The 21,453-nt window shown below is 33.2% G+C and carries 10 protein-coding genes; 7 read left to right on the top strand and 3 right to left on the bottom strand.

Annotated features, from left to right (window positions below; genetic code table 11):
• Window positions 1-41 precede the first annotated feature (41 nt).
• The 3 genes from AC6CH4_RS12920 to AC6CH4_RS12910 all read right to left on the bottom strand — a co-directional run bounded on the left by AC6CH4_RS12920 (window position 42) and on the right by AC6CH4_RS12910 (window position 6,280).
• Entirely contained in the window at window positions 42-1,175 is a 1,134-nt protein-coding gene (locus tag AC6CH4_RS12920; protein WP_498103511.1) for a hypothetical protein, read from the bottom strand.
• An 81-nt stretch (window positions 1,176-1,256) separates the two neighbouring features.
• The gene (locus tag AC6CH4_RS12915; protein ID WP_498103510.1) at window positions 1,257-3,677 is read right to left on the bottom strand and encodes a hypothetical protein; all 2,421 of its coding nucleotides are present in this window, start codon (window positions 3,675-3,677) and stop codon (window positions 1,257-1,259) included.
• A 5-nt stretch (window positions 3,678-3,682) separates the two neighbouring features.
• On the bottom strand, window positions 3,683-6,280 hold the full coding sequence (locus AC6CH4_RS12910) for a hypothetical protein (RefSeq protein WP_498103508.1): 2,598 nt from the start codon (window positions 6,278-6,280) through the stop codon (window positions 3,683-3,685).
• Window positions 6,281-6,413: 133 nt separating this feature from the next.
• Here AC6CH4_RS12910 and AC6CH4_RS12905 point away from each other — a divergent pair, with 133 nt between their 5' ends.
• The 7 genes from AC6CH4_RS12905 to AC6CH4_RS12875 are packed head-to-tail and all read left to right on the top strand — an operon-like array spanning window position 6,414 to window position 21,430.
• Window positions 6,414-7,151: a hypothetical protein gene (locus AC6CH4_RS12905; protein WP_498103506.1), complete on the top strand. Its 738-nt coding sequence runs from the start codon at window positions 6,414-6,416 to the stop codon at window positions 7,149-7,151.
• Complete coding sequence (locus tag AC6CH4_RS12900; RefSeq protein ID WP_498103504.1) at window positions 7,148-7,993, top strand: hypothetical protein; 846 nt, start codon at window positions 7,148-7,150, stop codon at window positions 7,991-7,993. The genes AC6CH4_RS12905 and AC6CH4_RS12900 overlap by 4 nt, the downstream gene beginning before the upstream one ends.
• 1 nt (window position 7,994) lies before the next feature.
• The gene (locus tag AC6CH4_RS12895; RefSeq protein WP_498103502.1) at window positions 7,995-12,002 is read left to right on the top strand and encodes a hypothetical protein; all 4,008 of its coding nucleotides are present in this window, start codon (window positions 7,995-7,997) and stop codon (window positions 12,000-12,002) included.
• Window positions 12,003-12,006: 4 nt separating this feature from the next.
• Window positions 12,007-12,468 (top strand): hypothetical protein, encoded by a 462-nt coding sequence (locus AC6CH4_RS12890; RefSeq protein ID WP_498103500.1) that lies wholly within the window; start codon window positions 12,007-12,009, stop codon window positions 12,466-12,468.
• Window positions 12,465-13,082 carry a hypothetical protein gene (locus tag AC6CH4_RS12885; RefSeq protein ID WP_498103498.1) on the top strand — a complete coding sequence of 206 codons (618 nt, stop codon included), beginning with the start codon at window positions 12,465-12,467 and terminating at the stop codon, window positions 13,080-13,082. The genes AC6CH4_RS12890 and AC6CH4_RS12885 overlap by 4 nt, the downstream gene beginning before the upstream one ends.
• Entirely contained in the window at window positions 13,083-14,705 is a 1,623-nt protein-coding gene (locus AC6CH4_RS12880) for a hypothetical protein (protein ID WP_498103496.1), read from the top strand.
• Between the two features lie 2 nt (window positions 14,706-14,707).
• Complete coding sequence (locus AC6CH4_RS12875) at window positions 14,708-21,430, top strand: hypothetical protein (protein WP_498103494.1); 6,723 nt, start codon at window positions 14,708-14,710, stop codon at window positions 21,428-21,430.
• Window positions 21,431-21,453: the final 23 nt, after the last annotated feature.

Raw genomic sequence — 21,453 nt, 5'->3', positions numbered from 1 at the left:
GTTTTAAAAATTTTTAATAATTATTTTAAAACAAGAAAAATTTATTTCTCGGCTGTGAATGTTATTCCAGATGGCCCACCTTGAGGTATTTCTCTAATATTATCTGGTTGAATGTTCTTTGAAATCTTATCTTGAATTTCAAGCTCTTTTGCTCGTCCTCTGGCATAGGCTTTATTCAACTCAATTTTATAGTTTTTTGCCATATATTGTGATTCATGATATCCCTTTGGATCTATCAATTCACCTGTTTTTGGGTCGAAAAATGAATCAGTGAGATTTGTAGAATCTAATTGGAAAGTTTTAATTTCATTTAGATTTTCCGGTTTTATGGTAAAATCTTCAAAACCTATTTCTTCATCCCCTAGTTGAATTTTGAAACCTTCAAAATTGTTAGAAAATAAAGACTCTGTTTTAGAAACAAAATCATTTCTTTTAAAATCATAATCTGCCTGATAGCTACTTTCTTGTTCTTTGTATTCATCTAAAGTTTTCTTGGCTTCACGATACTCTTGAGGAATATGCTCGTCAGAACCTCCAACGGCATTAAATTCTTCTTTACGTTTCGCAAAAAACTCGTCAGCTTTAGCTAAATCAGTTTTTATGTTTATTCCTCTTTCAAGGATTTCATCTTCATCATCTTCCGCGTCTAACCCCTCAAGTCCATAATTTTTATTGTACAAGTGGTTAACTTCTTTATCTGAAAGCGAAGGATTTGAAAGTTTTATGTAACTCTTTAACCTAGAATCTTCGCTTTCTTGACTCCAATCTTTTTGAGTTTCTAAAAAGTCGTTATAATTCGTATTTCCTGTCTTTTCAATGAATTCATTGAACTTTTCCATTTCAGGAGAATATTTCTTTTCTTCCTTTGGCTTAATTAATTCGTCAAGAGTTTCTACAGATAATCCTTTTTGCTTTTTTAAGAATTCCCAAGCTGATTTTTCATTAAGTTCCAGAGACTTCTCTTGAATTTTTTCATTTACATCAACGACTTCTTTTTTTTCCTCAGGAGTTGTATTAACATCGGGATTAGTAATAATTTCAATATTCTTATTGCTATCAACCTCTACAGTATCTATTGTTTCCGTAACAGGAGAAAAGGAGATCGCTGGTGCATTTATTTCAGTATTTTCTATATCCTGAGTTTCTAACTGGGAATTATTTTCTATCTCTGCCATTTTTTAGTTTGATTTGATTTATTCAACAAAAATACTCAATATTAAATTACAAATGTTTGTTGTCGTTTAATTATTTTATAATTATATACTAAAAATTTCCTCTTCATTTTGTTCTTGCTCAAAATCAATAGGGTCTTTGCCCTTAGCTTTTTGATCATCTATCCTGCTTTTTTGGGTGGCAGCTATTGCAAGATTTTCTTTTTTACTTTCTTCCATAGACTCGACCTTCCTAACATTTCCCTCGTTAACGACATGTTGCCAATCTATTTTATTTTTGCCTTTTAGCTCCTCAGTAAGTCGATCCTGATTACCCCTTTCAATTTCTTTTTTAATTTCACCTTCAGTTAAAGCCTTTTGTTTATTAGCTTCAATTTCCCCTTGTAGTTTAGCAGTTTCTTGTTTAGCTTTTTCAGAGTCTTGAGCAGCTCTAATATTTTCATCAGCTTGTGTCTTGAATTTTTGTGCCTCTTCCTGTTGAATGATTTTTGCTCGTTTTTTGACCAGGATAGTCAAATATTGAATTGCAAGGTTAAGAACTTTGACATTTCTGATCTTGTACTTATCTTCTAATCCGATATAACCTTTTTCTATAGCGATTGTCATGTCAGCATTTAATTCTGCTCTTTCTTCATCATCCATTTCTAATTCAAAGAATATTGCAAAATCACTAAGATGTAAATCTTTTACATATGCTAAATCATCTACTGCTGAAGCTCCAATTTTTTGAATTAGATCGTCGCGAAGACTTGGGTAATATGTTAAAATATCAGAAATCGCATAACTTGTTGTTTCTGCAGATTTCAAAACAAGATAACCGGCACCATCTAAAATATGTTTGGTCGCAAGATTGGAATTATAAGCTAAGATTTTTTGAATGCCGACTAAACTATCTCGATCCGGATTAGAGGCATCGGTAGCCTTGTTTAGGCCAACTACATCTGTTAATTGTGTTAAACAGATATTATTCTCAGTTCTAAGGGCGGTTAATTTATTGATGCTATCACCAGTTTGAATCTCTTTAAAAGGTTGTTGGGCATTATTGTACTCCCCACCTATATTTGAAGATCGATACAAATAACTCCCTTTCTGCAAATACATATTAAGTGCTTGCTGAGGAGTTTGAGTTTTACCATCTGCCAGTTCTACCTCTGCTAATGCATCTAAATCTATTGCAATACCGTCAGGAGTGATACCTTGTATAATTTGCTCCGCTTTTAATTCTAAAACATTTCGATTATCTTCAATTGGCATCATTCGCGAAACTAAACTGGAAATTATGCCATCTTGAAAGTTAGGAGCAACTATGTGGTATTGTTCGCAAACTTTTCTGTTGTTCGATTTTGGTCTTGTCATTGATTTTGACAATTCCCACTTTAATAAAATATTAGTTCCTAAAACCATTACTCCTTCAAAGAGAATTTCTTCAACCTTTGATGTTCTTATATATTTATCCTTTTTACTTTGCTTAGAAGAGTCAAAAAATTCATCTGCATCGTCTATTACAGTTTCTCCATTAGCTTTCTTTTTAATTTTTTTTGCTCGTTCCCTAAATGTTTTATAAGTATAGAAAAGTAAATTGGCAGTTCCTTTTAAATTATCTGATTGAGATAATCCATGCATTGTTGACCATTGATTTCCAGAACTAACAATTTCATTCTTAACATCAATATTGTCCGTGTTTAGTAATTCCGGATATTCAATAAAAATATCACTTACTAAAACCTGTTCAATATGGCCTTTGTAGGAGCAATCTCGAAAATAGCAATCTTTAGTTTGAGAGTAGACTAAATCTGCAGCATCTATTCTTTTTATAATAATACCTTTTGAAGGATTAAGTCGAGTTCTTGTACATGCGATTCCATCAACTATTAAATCCCTTTTAATTTGTCTATCGATTACAAGATTATATTCATTTTCTTGCATTACCGTTGCAATAGCAAGTTGATTAGAAAGGCAATTCGATGGTTTCCATTCCATTTGCATATGGATGTCAAGCTCTTCCTTTGTTTGAGGAATTTCATCAATAGGCATAGTTCCGATATCCATACCCAGATCATTCATTACTTTTTGGTTAATTGGTGCGGCTAATTGCTCCGATTCAATTTTTTTACGGTACGCCCTTTTTTGATTCTGAGATACGGGGTCAATCGCTTTTGCAACGATAGAGTATGGTCTGTTTACCATCCCGTTCACAGTTAAGTCAACAATTTTAGGCATTGTGGATAAGGATTTTTTACTTAAATTAAGAAGAGAAACGTCACCGTTTGTACCTAATTTTGGATAGTATTTTTCCATATTGACATTACCATTAGCATAAATTCTTCTTTCCCTGAATTCATCGCGTCCTGTGTAAAATCTACATTTACCGACTGAACCTTTATAAAACCATTCGGAATATATAATATCTCCGATTGCTTTCCCAAAAGCCCGACTTTGTTTAGTTTCAAAACTATCTATCTGACTTGGATAAGATATATTTTCTGGTATTTTAAATTGTGACATTTTATCTATGGATAAGTTTGAAATACTATTTTTACTGGTGCTTTTGGACCTTTCGATGCTAAATATGGAGTTCTGTTTACTGCCATTATAGCGTAACCGGATGCAATGGTTGCATCAAATGCTGTTCGATTAGCTACATCAAATTTTGCCCAATCCCTTAATGTCCTATCAAAAGGCATACTACCGATTTCACCTTCTTCGCGTACCGGGAATGTATTTTGGCCCTGAAAGTAATAACCGACATATTTATCTATATAACTTTCAATACTAGTCCAGTGCTGTGTAATTATATCAACTCCTGAACTCGGTATTCCTCCTAAATCTTTTTCAGTTTGAGAAAGTTTATTCATTGGTTTATCAAAACGATTTAAAGAATATCCACGATAACCTCTATTTCTAAAATGCAATAAAAACCTAATTTTATTACTTTCAATTAAGGCTGGCATGCCATAAAACACGCAGGCCATTAAACAATCCTCAAAAAATATTTCTGCCGTTTGTGGCCTTGTTATATATTCTAAGAAAAAATAATTACTCGGTGCATCCTTAAGGGTTGTACCTGTTAAACCTAACATTGCACCTTTGGAGCCGCCGTTATACTCAGAGCCGTTTTCAGTATCTTCTAACTTACTTCCTTGTGTTGAATCCTGGTCATATGTATCAACACCAAATGCACCCAAATCGTGATTCTGAGGATGTTTGGAAGTATGTCCGAATTTGTTACGCTTTATTTCCCATTTGTTTTGCATATCTACAGGAGGAATCCAGCCTACTAAGAATCTTCCCTTTTCACTAGGAGTCCAAATAACTCGCGTATCGGGAGTATTGTTTTCCCAAGAAAAATTTCCCCTGGTGAGAGTTCGTCGTATATTATATGTTTCGTTATAATCTAATTGATCATTTATTTTTTGTTCATCGAAAATTGTTGATGTTGATTCGTCTCTAAAAGCATCCGCTTTCGTAATTGGATCTAAACGTCGCGCATTCCAATAATATTTATCTCCTAATAGCCTGGCCGATTTAAATTCATTTTCAAGATATTGTAATGAACCAATTAATTTTAACTCCCCATTCGCATTTACAAAACTTTCCCCTAATTCTACAGTTGTATGGCAAAATCCATATTTATCGGTATAATCCTCTGCATTATGATGTGCGGGCAAGAAATAAGAATATAATCCCGTTATTGTCCTGCCATTTTCATTTCGTTTCAAAACATTTGAACCTTTCTCCAAAGTTTGAAATTGACTACCGCCTTTATTAAGTGGATTTAAAGTGGAGCCTATAAAAGCTTTACCTACGACTCTACCACCTTGAACCATTGTTGGCTTAATATTATTCCAGTGATCAACATAATTATTAGGAGCTATCCATTTTCCTGCTTCATCCCCAAGATACATTGTAAGCTTTATGGAGTCATAAGCTAACGTTGCAGTTGCTCTATAATCAACAATTGTATTTAAGTAATCCCTGGTTGAATTATCCTTTAATTTCTTATTGGCCCTCGAACTATCTGATGGCTTTCCAAAAACCATTTTCTTTACATCGTCAATTTTCCCTTTTACAACTGGTTGAAAGAAGAATGGTAAATTTTGAACGACGTAAGAATATTTTAAATAAACTGATGCAGCATCAATATCTGTTTTAGAAGTAATTCCTATTCTTGCATTTCTTGTACTGGTAGACACATCAACTAAGTGGTCAATAACCATTTCCGTAAATCCAGTTCTACGGCCCTTAGTAAAAAACATTCCAACACTTCTTGGATCACAAATACATGCTTGTGCGAAATAATACATTTTGGCTTGCGCCCATCTGAAATCCTTGTAGCCTCCTGTTTCAAGCATTTCATTCCATTGCAACCCCATGTAATGAGCTGGTGTCAAATAGACGGCTTTACCATTATTCATGAACCAAACACCTTCTCGACGCCTTTTGAATTCAGTTAAAATATAATCGGCGAATGCAGCTTCCGTGTCTGGATTTAAACCTTTTGGCATTTCAGCCCTTCTCCAATATTGTTGCTCTTTTGGGTATCTATGGAAAAGAATTTCGGTTTGTTTCGGTTTCTTAGGAAGCATGATATTTAAACCGTCAAGAGTGATGACCTCTCCTTTTGTTCCTAACGGACAAATCATTACACTATTTGTGCTTTGATCAAACCATTCTTTATGATAATTTTTTGTTGGATAAAATTCACCATTAGCAAACTTTTCCGGATAGCCCCTTTTAAAATCTCTCTCTTGTAGGTCGAATTTATCAGCCTCAATTTGGTTCCTTAATTCTTTATTGCCAGCGTTTATATCCGTTATTGCTTTTAGAATTATAGGCTTTGATCGGATAGCCGTACCGTATTTTTCAGGATCTAGTCCATCAAAATCAATCTTCTTTTTTAATGCTTTACGAAGAACTTCAATTGAGTTTTCACCTGCTTCTACAAGCTCAATAATGTAGGATTTCAGCTTATCATGACTTGGTGCATTTGGCGAATTTTGCCAAGAAACCAATAACTCTTTAATTGCTGAAAATGAGTCTATTCTTGACTTAACAAGTGTAGATAACTTTTCATCATCGACTTTTAAAATATCAATACTTAAGATCATCCCTTCAAGGGCGTTCTGTATCGATAGCTCTATATCTTCACTTAATCCTTTCATTTAGTAGCAAAGATATAAATAAACGACAACAAACGTTTAATGTCATTTATTTTTTATCTTTGCTTTAAATTCATATAGTATGATTAGTATAAATAAATGTCGAAATACAGTCCTGCTACTCTTAGAAAAAAACAATAGGGGGTTTATTTCTCCTATGGCTTTCGATTCATTTTGCTATTTGGCACTAATAGACATATTTGAAAACTTATTTTATCAATATAACAAGTGGTTAGTAAGTCAATCGAGAAGTTATTCTAATACTGGTTATGCCGATATTCCAAAGAATATTAAGGAGCAGATCGATTTTTTTGCTGAATATTCGACTACTTCGAATTTTACATACAACTTGAGTAAAGACATTTGGACTTATAATGATTCCGATTTGTACAGAACAGAAGGCTTGTCATTGGTAAATGCTGCTGGAAGAAAAGTAGATATAGATGAAGTCCTAAAAAGTGACTGGAATAATTTAACTAATTCTGATTTAATAGGACCAACATTGATTTTTCCAATGTATACAAAAATAGGTAATGGATATAGAGTAGCGCCAAAGGCTCCTAATGGATTTCATGTTGAACTCTATTATATCAGAAAACCGAAAACACCAAAGTGGGCTTACACCGAAGATGATAAAGGAAATCCTGTTTTTAATGCTGGCGCAAACGACCGGCAAGATGTTGAATTGGATGAATCATTGTTTTCACCATTTATTATGAAAGTCATGTCTTATTGCGGTGTTTCAATAAAAGAACAAGATGTGGTTGCTGTTGCTGCCAATTCTGAGGTAATTACAGAACAAAAACAATCATTATTATGAGTCCCGAAGAATATTATGAAGATGAAAATGAACATGGTTCATATGTATATGTAACGTTAGAACAAATGGTTCTTAATTTCATTTCTAACAATATTGGTGATGGAAAAATATTATTGAAGATTCCTAGATTTTCGGTAATTTATCAATTTAAACAAGGCATTAAGAAATTTTCCTTAAATGCTTTAAGAGAGGTAAAAGGTATAGAATTAGAACTTGGCGAGACACTAGATATTACTCTTCCTCACGATTATATGAATTATGCAAGAATATCATATGTAAATCAAGAAACTGGTGAATTGATGGTTCTATCTCGAAATGATAAAATGCCGTTAGCCTCAGCATATTTACAAGACCATGAAGATAAAATTTTATTTGACCATTTAGGGTTCCCATTACAGGGTTCGACCAATTTTGCCGAGTTAAATGATAAAAAAATGCCAGAAAACGATTTGGAAAATTTAAATCTATGCTCAAACTATAAGAATTATCAAATTGATCCAACTAAAAACATCAATGGAACCTTCAATATAGACACAAGACAGGGAAAGATTCATTTTTCTTCAGACAATGCAAGCAGAACAATTATGCTTGAATACATATCTGATGGTCTTGAATATAGCAATGTTGATGATATCAAAGTAAGTAAGTTGGTTGAAGAAGCTCTATATAATTTTGTGAATTATGAATTAATGCGACCATTAAAAGGAGTTCCAAAATATGAAAAAGATGAAGCAAAAAGAATCTGGTTCGCCTCGTATAAAAATGCCAAAATTGCAATGATGGATATCCGGATTTCGGACATAATGTTATTTCTAAACGCAAAACGTAAATGGTTACGATAAAATGAAAATCCAAAATATTTTTTCAAAGGGTACCGTAAATAAAGATGCTGATTCTAGATATATAGAATCGGACGAACTTACTGATGCGGAAAACTTTTTTGTAAATGTAGTGGACGGCGCTAGCGGTGGTGTTGGAAAAAATGCGCTTGGAAATGCGTTGAAAACTTCTTATTCTATTCAAGGCGGTAGAAATTATGGTACAGGTGTAGATAATACTAATAATTTCATCTACAATATTATTAAAGGTGATCTACATGATTATATTATCGAATATAATACTGAGTCCGGTCTTTCTGAAATTGTTATGCAAAGCACAACTGGAACACGTTTAAACTTGAAAGATGGCGAACGAGTACTAAACGTGGACATTGTTTTTAGCGACAAACCATATGATCCGGTAACTAAAGAAGGTGGTAACTTACTTAGCATATCGGGTGATAGCAATCCGCCCCGAATTATAAATATTAACCGTGCTAAAACTTGGGGCATTGACGGATTCACTGCAAAGGAGATAATGCTTATAAAAGCACCGCCTTTATATCCTCCTAATGTTATCCAAATTAATTCTTTAGACTCTAATCAAAATTTTCTAATTGATAAATTTATTTCATTCGCCTACCGATATAAATATAAAGATGGATACTACTCTGCTATTTCAGCCGGGCAAGAATATTCTTTTACTCCTGGTAAATTCGAATTAGATTTTGCTTCATTCGAAAACAAAGGAATGCAAAACATATTCAATGCGTGTGATATTTATTTTAATACTGGTCCAAGAGAGGTAATAGCGATTGATTTACTTTTCCGAGAAAGTAACACAAGTTTTTTTTACAAGATAGATCAATATGTGAAGGAAGAAGAATCTTGGCCGGACAACGCCATTAAAAAAATTCAGTTCAACAATAGTAAAATTTATGAAGTCTTACCGGATGATCAATTCTTTAGAATTTGTGACTACATACCGGACAATGCGGTTGCTGCCACAATATCATCTAACAGAGCAATGTTCGCTAATTATCAACAGGGGCGAGATTTAATTGATAAAAATGGGAATAAAGTTGTAATGGCCTACACATTACAATTAAAATCCAGTATGTTAAATTCTGCAGACATTCCAATTACCATTTTAAGTGCGATATCTCCATTTGATAGTTCTAATATCGATTCCAGTCGCCTAAGATTTAATTTCACAAACATCGAATTAAATAATGGTGCAATTATTTATTTGACATTTAATATCAAATCATCATATATAATTGGTGTTGAGACTACTCAGAACATTTTTGAAAGCACATATAACTTTATTTTGCATAAAGATTACGGAAACATACAAGATTTAGTATTAGATATTGAAAACGGATTTGAAAGCAATCTTGAAGAATATTTTAGTAACTATTTAAAGAGTACTTCTCTTCAACCCCCAAATGGTACCATTATACCATTCACCTTTAATGGTTTCATTTTAAGTATAGTAGATAGTAATACTATCGATATAATACTACCCACAATTAGATATGAGATCAATAAATCTCCAGATGCTAATGTTTTTGTCAATGAATATTTCAAAAATGTTGGAAGCAATGCGTCTTTATCTTCGCTAGGAAGTAAAAAATCATTAAAATCATATCGGAGTTATGAAGTCTGTCTTGTTTATTTTGACGAATTTAATAGGCTCACTACAGCTTTAACAAGTGAAAACAACACATTATTTATTCCAGTTATTAATAGTGGAACTCAAAACCAAATTCAAGTTGTAATTCCTATCACACAAAAGCCTCCTATAGGATTCACCACCTATCGATTTGGTATAAAAGAAAACAGGGGTTCTTACGAAGAAATTTATGCTAGTGTATTTTATAAGGATGGAATATATAGATGGGTTAAATTAGAAGGCACAAACATTAATAAAGTTAAAGAAGGGGATACTCTCCTAATAAAAAAAGACATCGAAAACTATCTTTCGAAAGCAATTACAATAAGAGTTTTAGAGCTAAAATACCAGGAAGAAGATTTTATAACTAACAATAAAGATAAAAACGATAAGCTTATAATAGAATCTTCCGGTTATTACATGAAATTTAAACCGGAAAATTTCACTATTGATTACACAGATGATGAATTTATAAACTTAGAAGATAATAGCGCTGTTAAAAAAAACAGACCATTTTCAAATTTAGGAGGTGATGCTTTTTCAGCTCCGACCGCTACACCTGGCGTTTTCGTTGATGTACCAATTATTCAAGGCTCAGTACTATCAATAACATTACATAGTGATTATCACAGGGATTCTCAGCAGAATGACTACACGGCAAATTTTATAGTAAATGATAATTATGACAATTTTCAACAGTACTATAATGCCGAATTAGCAAGTATCACGTTTATGGGTAATGCTGGTTTAGAATTTAAAAAAGAAGTAGTCGTAAGTGGTGGTCAATACTACTTAAGAATTGAAGGAACAGCAGCGGGAAATGGTACAACAAGACGAGGTTTTCTTGATGCAAAACTTTCATTAAGAAGCGTTAGCGGTTATTTCGTTTTTGAAACTTTAGGAAAAGAAATTAGCAGCAATAAAGTTTTTAATTTAACGCCTGATGTTTTCACTATTTCAAATGGTGAGCACGAGCATGTAAATCATTTATTAGAAAAAACTTTTAATTGTTTTGTTCAGGGAAATGGTGCTGAAAGCCATCAAATTAAAGATTCATTCAATGAAAAATTTCTAAGCATAGATTTCGCCCCTATTGCGGTCAATAAGGATGGATATAAAAAAGAAAACAGGTATGCAGATATTACATATTCTGGCATTTTAAATTCCTCAACGAATATCAATAAACTTAACGAATTCAATTTGTCAACAGGAAATTTTAAAGATGATATCGATAAATCTTTCGGTCCTATTTACAAAATAAAAGGTATTGAAACAAACTTACAGGTGTTTCAGGAAGACAAAGATTCCCAGGTTTTTTATGGAAAAGACATTCTATCTAATGCTGACAACAGTTCTAATCTTATAAAAACTAGTGAAGTACTTGGTCCGCAAGATCCTTATTTGGGAGAATACGGAATTAGTATCCATCCTGAAAGTTTCGATATTTATGGAGGGACTATTTATCATACTGATACAAAAAGAGGTGTGGTATTAAAGAAAACTAATAACGGTTTGTTTGAAATTTCTAGTCAAAAAATGAACAACTATTTCAAGAAATTATTTAGAGATAATATCATTAACCGAATTGTAGGTAAATATGACCAATATCATGATGTTTATATTTTAAATATAAAATTCAATAATACTGAATATGTTACCTGGGTTTACTCAGATAGGGACAATGGATGGCTTGGCAGAGTAACCTTTAATCCTGAAGATATGTGTAGAGTTAATAATAAATTTTTCTCTTTTAAAAATGGAGAAATTTATGAACATAACCAAGCAATTAACAGAAACACATTCTACGGCATCGAGTATCCTAGTAAATTTAAATTTAGTTTTTCGCAGAATCCAAGCGATAGAAAAATATATAAAACATTAGAAATTGAAGGTACTGATCCTTGGGAGATAGATCTAAGTACAGATATTGAAAGCGGTTATATAAAAGCTGACGATTTCGCAAAGCAGGAAGGTGTTTTTAGAGCATATCCGAGAACATCGAATGCCGTGATTGACACAACAAATTTATCAACTCAAGGAATTGGTAATTGTTCTGTCATTAATGGTTTGGTAATGAACTTTAATTTCGAATTAGAAAGTGAAATTTCAATTGGCGATGAAATTAGAAACATTTCAAAACAGTTAGTAGGTGTTATTTTGAATAAAACCAGTAAAACACTTACACTCGATGCTGTTGCCAATGTCAATAATGGTGATTATGTAATGGCTTGTAAATCCCAAAGTTCTGAAAGCAGAGGTTTGCTAGGTTATCATTTAGAAGTGACAGCAACACTAATGAAAAACTCTAAAACTGAGGTCTTTTCATTCAATTCAGAAGTAGTAAAAAGTAATACGTAAAATTATGAATTCAAATAAAGAAACTATTTCTAGACAGGTAGTAGATCATAGCATTGATGAATTAGAAGCAGTAATGCTTGATAATTTCCCCATTCTAAATTGTCCAGTTATAAATCGCTTTACTGATGGAATGTATGTACGTGAAATTTTCATGCCAAAAGATGCTTTTATAACGTCAAAAATTCATAAAACTCAGCATCAATACTTCATTTTACAAGGCAAAGCGATTGTTTGGATTAACGGAATTGAACACATTTTGCAAGCACCTCATATCGGTACAACCGAACCTGGGACAAGACGTGTTTTATATATTTTGGAAGATTGTATTTGGGCCACGGCTCATCCAAATCCAGATAATGAAACATTGGAGCAAATTGAGGAAAGAATAATCGAAAAACATGACAATCCACATATTTCATCTGAAATAAAAAATAAACTTAATAACCTTTTAAATAAAAAATTATGAGTTGGGTAGCAGTGGGAGTTGGCGCAGCTTCAGCAATAGCTGGCGGAGTAAAAGCCAATAAAGCATCGAAAGATAAGAAAAAAATAGCACGAGAAGCTAATAATACGAAAGAGATTCCCTTGACTAATATAGCAGACGAATTAAAAGTATCAACATTAGGAGCGGAAAATAGAAAGGAACAGCAAGCTTTATCAGCTGCTTCACAAGTTAGTGCTTTATCTGAATCTGGAACAAGAGGTTTATTGGGAGGATTGGGTAAAGTATCTGCTGGAAGTCAAGACGTAAACCGTGAAATTGCTGTAAACCTTGATGAACAACAAAAACAACTTGATTCTTTAAGGGCGCAAGACAGTGCAGACATTAGATTGACAAAAGAAGAAAGAAGAAAAGCAAAATTAGCTGCGTTGTCAAGCCAATTTAATGCTGCTACTGATACTGAACAACAAGGTTATGGAAATATAATCCAAGGAGTTGGAATGGGGGCCAGCTCTGCAGTTAACAAATGGGGAAGCATTTCCCCATCTGTTACATCAGGGACAAGTACAAATAAATTTAGTAGAAACGGAACATCTCTTCCGAGTTCTATTGGTTGGAAATCTAAATCTAAATACTAAATGGCAGCGCCAATTGGAGGAAGTTCAGGTTATTTAACCATTGATCCCACAAAGGATTACATCAGTCAAGCAACTCATGGTGTTGAAAACACTTTGACAAGGTTTCGCGCAGAAAAAGCAGAGAAAGACAGGATCAGACTTGAAAATGATAGATATGAGCAAGAACAGAGAAGAAAAGATTTTAAAGATGCAGCAGAATTTGGGAATACCTATCAATACATTAGTACAGGAACTGGCCTTGATGCGTCTAATCGACAGTCAGTTGAAAATGCAAAAAAGTCAGCTTTAGTTGCAAAGCAAAACTTTTTAAAAACTGGAGATCCCAAATACAACGCTATTTATGAGAATTCCGTTAAGAGTATTGACAATATTAACGAGATGCCAAAAGCACTCAGCTTATTAACCGAAAGTTGGGTTAAAAATGAAGATAGCTTTAATTCTGCAAGTCTAAGTTCCAAAAAGAAAATTATGGAAAAAATGGCTTCCGGAAATATAATGCAAACTAATGACGAGAATGGTAATGCAAGATATACTTTGATTGATAAAGATGATGATGGAAACCTAACCAAAATTCTTTATAAGGATTTAAACAAGAAGAAATTAATGGAATTATTGACTCCTGTTGAAAAATTTAATTTAGAAGGTAAAAAAGGTTTTATAGATCAATTTCAAGAAAGTATTGGTAAAGAAAGAGAAGTTAAAAAATTGGTAGGAAATAAAGAAGTAATCACCAAGTATAATCCAGGTGCCAATGAAATTGCAAAAGATATGGCACTAGGCGCAGTTGAAGACAAAGCTGCTATGTATAACGCTCTTGATAAGCTTGGATTGGATCCTGACGATGAAAAAAATTACACCGATCCAAAAATTAAAACAGATGTAGCAAAATATTATGAAGATATTCTTTTAAGTACTGCACCTAAAACCGAATCTGAAAAAGCTGATTTTAAACAAGCTGATTACAATTTACGTGTCAAAAAAGAAGCAAATGATGAAGTTCAGCGGAAAATTACAAATGCTAGAAATAACCGAAAAGATGCAGAGGAGCGAAAAAAAGAGGCAAAAGACGATGTGAAAATTGGAAGTCCAAAGTCTGTATCCAAAGAAGGTTATACCGACAATAAAGTTCAAGTAAAAACAGGGGATAAAATAATTCCCATTTCTGATAAAGGTTCGGAGAATGAAACAGGTTTCAAAAGTGCATTAAAGGAGGTTGTTATTCACAAGGACGGAAGCCTTACCTACTCGTTTGAAGAAGATAGTCCGGAAGAGAAGATTTTAACAGAGGAAGGAAAAGCCAAAATTGATAATGATCCAAAATACAAGCCGACAATAGCTGATTACGTTCCTCAAAAATCACGAAATGCAAATTACAAAACCACCGGCAAAGATGCAAAAGCAAATAAAGTTGAAGCCGGCATTTTGAAAATAATTAATCCGGAAACAGGACATACTTTCCGTAGTTCATCCGAGGCCGACAATTATTTCAAGAATAGAGCCGGTTTTACTAATAGAGAATCAAAAAAAACTACTCCTAAAAAGATTGCGGCACCAAAAACAAAACAAGTAATACAGAACGGAATAACTTACACTTACAATCCCAAATCTGGGGAATATGAATAATCATGGAACAACCAAAAAAACCAAAATTCGATCCAAATAAAGCTTATGAAGAAGTAGTTTCAGAAAAACCAAAATTCAATCCTGACCTACCTTTCGATGAAGTAAAAAAAAAAGACTCTTCTACAGCTATTGTTCAAAAGAAAGAGTTGGTTTTGGAACCGACTACTGGTTCTTCGGATGGTCGAGATATTGAAATGAAAACTTTTGCCGGATTATCTCCAGAAGATTTAAAAACATTAAAGTCTTCTGGAACTCCTATACTTAAAATAAACAAAGCTTTAAAAACTTCCTTGGACATTAACAAAGCTAATTTAAAACGAAAATCTCATCTTGAAAAAGAGCTTAAAGATGTGGTTGTTACACCAGAAAACCAAGATGAAGTTTCTAAGAAAACAGATGAATTAGTTGCAATTCAAAAACAACAACAAGAATTTAAAAAAGCGTCTGAAGCTAGAGGTATTGAAAAACAAAATTACAATAAGATAAGCTCTCTTACGAACAAATTAGCTACTGGTAGTTCCCAGCTTGGAGTAGATTTTGCTGCTATTCCTGAACTAGCTTACGATGTATTTGCTGTTCCTCAAAATGCCATTGCAGATGTATTTAATTTGCCTAGCTTTAAAACTGACTCTGAGAAATTTAAAAAAACAGTAGGAGTTAGCAATTTCGTAAAAGATTACTACAAGAATCAAGTCGCTCAACTAAGAGAAGAGGCCCAAAAAACAGACTTAAAATATCAAGGAGGGATTTATGACTCGTTTGTTCAGGGAGATTATCCGGGAGGATTTGATCAGCTAACTAATAGTTTGACAGAATCCTTACCAGCCACATCTTCTATAATGGTTGGCGGTGCGTTTACGAAAGCACCCCAATTAATGGCGGCATCTGCTATGATGTTTGGCGCTGGAAAGGCCGAAAAATTAAAAGATGAAGATCCTGAATTGAATAATAATATCCGTGTAGCAAATTCATTGGCGACTGGATTTATTCAAGGAGCAACCGAAACTTTAGGAACCGGTAGTATTGGAGCAGCGGCGAGAGGGTTAGTTCAGCGAGAAGGTACAAAAAAAGCAACTAGCATTCTTAAAGATGGGCTTATAAATTATTATAAAACCGCATTAGAAAAAAATCCTCTTCTGGCATCAATGTCCGGAGAAGGACTAGAAGAAACTTTTCAAGGAGTTGCAGAAAATGCTATTGATGTTGCTACTGGAGTTAAGCCAGCTGATTACAACATATACCAAACGGCAGTAGATGATTTTATTGGAGGTGCTTTTGGAGGTGCTGTATTTGGAGGAGGTTTAAAAGGACTTCAACAGGTGACAAATTACCAGGATAAAAATCAGATAAAATCTAATACAAAAAAAGTATTCAATCTTCAAAATGAACTTCAAAATCCGGAGTTATCTCCAGAATCCAAAATTGAAATAAATAAAACTATAGATTTGTTAGTTAAAACCAATCAAAAACTAGTTCAAAAAAATGTTGCGAATGTGGAATCATTATCTCCAAAAGTTAGAGAAGAACTTATTAAAGCAATTGACGTTACTGAATCAACCAAAGAAAAAGCTAATCAAATTAAAAATGACCCAAATACATCGAATGAAACAAAACAAATACTATTAGATAATCTTTCAAAAGAATACAAAGCAGCAAACGAATTTAAAACCAAGATACTTGAAGGGTCGGTGTCTGAAGTCGATGTATTGCCTTTAAAAGAGAAGGTTAAATTAAAAAAAGAGGCATTAGAAGAACTTACAAAAGAGCTTAATCCAAACGGAGATATAAATATCACTATAACAAATGACCAAATATCTATAAGGGCAAACAAAATTTATGACCGATATAAAAATTTGAATAAAAATGAAATTACTAATGAAACACCAGCAATACCAGAATTACAAGAGAGTGAAAATGACGATATTTCAAATGAAGGACTTGAACCAAAAATAAATTCGAATGAAGTCGTTATTCCGCCGATTCCGGAAGACTACAATATAGTTGATGAAAAGGAAAGTGTGGAAAAACCAGAGGTAATTTTGCCACAAAATGATGTTCGCGAAAACACAATCGAAAACAATTCTCCCACTAAGTCTAAAAAAACAAAAAAAATTAAACTAACGGAAAAAGGCCAACCTTTTAATGTAGAAAACAAAAATGGTAAATTAAAAATTACTAAGTCTGATGGCAGTACTGTTTCTGCTCCAACACGTAGAGCTATCGAACGAAAATATGCTGAGCAATATGACTTCACAGAAGGAAAAAAAGCATTAGATGACATCTCCTTTGAATCCAATCCAGATGCATTTAATGACGAAATACTAAACAAGTCAAGTAATCCGGCTGAAATAGCGGAAACGATAGTATACGAACAATCTTTAGATAAAAAAGGCGCGTTTGTTGAACCAACAAAAGACCATAAAGAAGAAATTATTGCGGATGGAGTTGGCAAAATAAATTCAAAGGGATTTATAGAAATTGATGATCGAAATAATATTACCACTGATATAAAAAAGAATTATTTTGATGAAAGTGGGCGAAAAATTGACGAACTTGCCCAAGAATTAAGCGAGTTGGCTGGAGTCGAAATTACAGAAAGCGATATCACTGACTTCATTAAAAAGTATCCGAAAGGAAAAAAAGAGTACTATAATTCCTTAAAGCAATTAGCAAAGGACAGTAATATCTCTACGTCAAATAAAATTATTGATCTTAAAAATAAATTTTCATCTATAACGGGTCTACCAGCAAACAATGAATTCTTATTAAAAGCAATCGAGCAAAAAAACCGTAAAAAAGAATTAAACTCTTCATTGGACCACATGTCAGATGAAGAACTATCTCAATGGTATTCCCAAACAGAAGAACTTAATAAAATAGAAAATGAAGAAAATAAACAAGTTGCAGAGGGAAATAATGAAATCGAAGATACTAGCGGAAGCAGAAAGAAATCCAGAATACAGAAAACGCCTGGAAGAATCGATTCAAAAAAGCCAGGAACAAAAGAAGCAGTAGCCGAAAGAATAAAAGCATCCAATGCTAAAATTGATGATGTTACTAATGCTATAAAAGGAATTGATAGCATCTTTGGTATTAAAATTAAAGTAGATGATATTGAGGGCTTAAATAAAAATGGCGTTGATATTATCGAAGTGATTGCTAGTATTGCAAAACAAGCAATAGCTGCTGGTATCCATATTGATGAAGCTATTAATAAAACTATTGAACATCTTAAAAAAACAATAGATTTTGAAGTTGGTATCGAAGAAATTAAAGAAAAAATCAATTCGAAAAAAGACTCATTTACAAAAAAACCAGGCAAAAGAACTTTACTAGCCAGACTTACAGAAGGTGAAAATAGTAGCGATATCACTTCTAGTTTAAACGAACTAAATGATTCCTATAATATCCGTAATCAAAAACAGGCCGATCAAGAAGCTATTGATTTTGTAGACAAGATTGGAACTGTAGAAGCTATAAATGCTATCAAGAATAATCTTATCAACGAAACTGATGTTCAGATGCTTGTTTATAATGAAGCTTTGTCCAGGTTACAAAATGAAATCGATAGTGAAATCGAAAAAAATCCCGAAGATCGCGAAGCACTTTTAGCTAAATTTCAAGAAATATCAAATGATTTTGATATGTCTATTAGAAAATCTGCGCAAGGTCTTGCTGTAATGAATTACATCTATAATAAAAATCAAACATTAAAATATAGTCTTTCAAAAGTAATTAGTGACTATAAGAAGAATGATGTAAATGGAGAGATCCCGACAGATGTAAAAGAGAAATTTGAATCGTTATCCCAGCAACTTAAAGATGTAGAGAAACGCCTTAAAAAAGCTGAATTAGACCTTAAAACGGCGACTGACGAATTAGCAATAAAAAACATTCAAGAAGATATTGAACGTAAAAAACAATTAGCGTCTAAGAACAAGTCGGGATTAACAATTGAAGAGCAGAACAGAAAAAAAGAACTTCGAAATAAATTTTTCGGTAGGTTAAACGATGCAACCAGTTTAATAACAATGTTTGCTGATCCAGACTTCCGGGAATATTTAGGACTTTCATTTAAAGCGGCTAAAGGTGATTTATCTAACTTTTCTCAGCAGATTATAAAAGAAATTGGTGATGGTGCCAAAAAATATATGCCACAATTATTTCAGGAAGCCAAATCTATTTTTAATGAAGGCTCAAAAAAATCAAACACAAAAAGTGAAATCACTATTGATAAGGATGGTAAAATAAAAATTCCAGCACAAGTATTTAGAGATTACGTCGAAGCCGGAGAAACTGATATTGATATTATTTCGCAAAAAATAAAAGAAGATCTTTCAGAAAAATATCCGGATCTTGATATTCGCGACATCAGGGATGCGTTGACAGGTTATGGAAGACAAATTAATCCAAATCAAGATGAAATTTCCGCGCAAATCAATAAACTAAAAGAGTACGGAAGATTGCTTTCTGCTCATGAGGATGTGATTCAAGGAAAAATGCCGAAAAAAAGCGGTTTAAAACGGATGAAACCCGAGCAACTATCAAGACAGCTTCGCAAGGAAGTTAATCGCTTAGCGAAGGAATTAGGCTTGGAATCAATTAATTTAGAAGAGCAATGGGCAACAGCAATTGATAAAATTAAATCCAACTTAAAAAATCAGATTGAAGATCTTGAAAATCAGATTGAAAAAGGTGAAAAAAGAAAAGTAGAAAGAACTTCAACTAAACTTGATTCTGAAGCAGAAACCTTGAGATTGATTCGTGATGAAAAAAAGAAAATTCTCGATGATTTGGTTGGTAAACCAGAATTAACGGAAGAGCAAAAAATTGCAAGAGCCGAATCCTTATTAGAAAATTCTATTGCAAAATTGCAAGATGAAATTGCTAAAGGTGATATTGCGTATAAAGAAAAACCAACATCTTTAAATTCTGTAAAACTAGATCATCTGAAAATTCAGAAAAAAGCGTTAGTTCAAACTAAAAATAATTTACGTGAAGAAGCCGGCCTACTTGAAGAAAAAAGATTAAAAACCTCTAAAACTCGAGTAAAAAAACAAATTGAAGATCTTGAACAAAGAATAAATAATAAAGATTTTGCCAAAAAAGAAATTAAGCCGATAATAGCAGATAGCGAACTTGCAAGTTTAAGAGCAGAAAAAGAAGCAATTTATGAGGAATTCGAAAAATTAAAATATATTCAAGAACTACAAAATAGAACTCGATTACAAAAGTTTACAGATGCTGCTCTTGAATCTTTTGGGCTACTTAGAGCTATAAAAGCTTCATTAGATTTGGGTTTAGTTGGAATTCAACTTAGAGGACTCACATATTCTGAATTATTCAGAAACCCTAAAGAATTAGGTAGAAAATTTTTAAAAATGTTTGGCGCTATTGGTTCTCAGAAAAAATCCGACAATGTAATGTCATTAATTGTAGGGCAGCCTTTATATGGTCTTGCAAAAAAACTAGATATTGGTATAACCCATCCCGACCTTCGGAATGAAGTAAGAGAAGAAATGGCGTCAGGAAGCATGCTGACTTTTGCATGGAATGCAATTGTAATCGGAGCAACTCGCTATCTTGGAGCACAAAGATTCACGTCAGCTAAGAAAAGATCCTTCGGTGACACAATTATTGATACATTTAAAAAACAATATAACAAATTTGCTAAAAACAAACTTGAAATTACTGAAAAAGATAAATTCTCACGTGCTGAACAATGGAAAAATGTTAATCCATTCGAATCAATAGAGCGTGGTTTAAGTACTTACGGAAATCTTTTACGTTTCGAGGAATTTGTTAGAGGTGTGGAAAGGTTAAGAGCAGAAGGGAAAGATGAAATTAATCACCTTGAAGATTATGAAGCTTTGGCCAGTTATATAAGAACATTCTCTGGACGAGCAAAACCTGCAGGTTTCCAAATGAATCAAAAAGCACTGAATGTATTTTTCTTTTCATTTAAAAATGCTGTATCTGTATTTCAGCAATTAAACCCTGGTTATTATATAGCTCAACATGTTAAAACTTCTGATTTTAAAGAAGGAAATTATTTTAAAGGATCAGTGGCCAACAAAATGGCTATGGCAACGATGTTTAAATCAGTTGCTTCTTCTACTGCTACAATATTATTTATAATGGCCGCATATAATGCATTTAAGGACGACGATGATGAAGAACTTACTATAGAGACCAATCCTAAAAGTTCTGATTTCGGTAAAATTAGAATTGGGGATTTAAGATACGATCCATGGGGCGGCTATGTTCCTCTTATAACATTGTACTCCAGACTATGGTCCGAAGAAGTAAAAAGAGCAGATGGCACTATTTATAAGATGGGAGAAGCGCCATTTGGTATTAAAAATAGGTTTGATGCTACATCAAGATTCTTAATAAATAAAGAGTCTCCAGGTTTTCAAATGTTTCATCATTATATGACTTCTACCACGCAGGTAAATAAAGAAACCGGTGAAGAGGAAAGAGTTAACGCATTTGGTGAAACACTTTCAGAGGATGAAGCTTTTTCACTTTATCCTATATTTATGGGTTCGGTCGTAAATGCCTATAAAGAGGATAAAGAAGGAGTTCAGTCTTTGTTAACTGCATGGTCTGCTCTGGGGCTTGGAAACGTTCAAAAATATTCATCTTCATCAAGTCCGAAAAAAAAGAGCAAAGATAAATCAAACGTACCAAAACCACCTTCTCCCCCCAAGCCAAGTAGATAAAATAAAGCCTCAACTTAAAAATT

It is taken from the genome of Flavobacterium sp. GQ95 (assembly GCF_059758655.1).
Note: the sequence above shows the minus strand (reverse complement) of the source record. Positions and strands in the feature narration are given on the sequence as shown.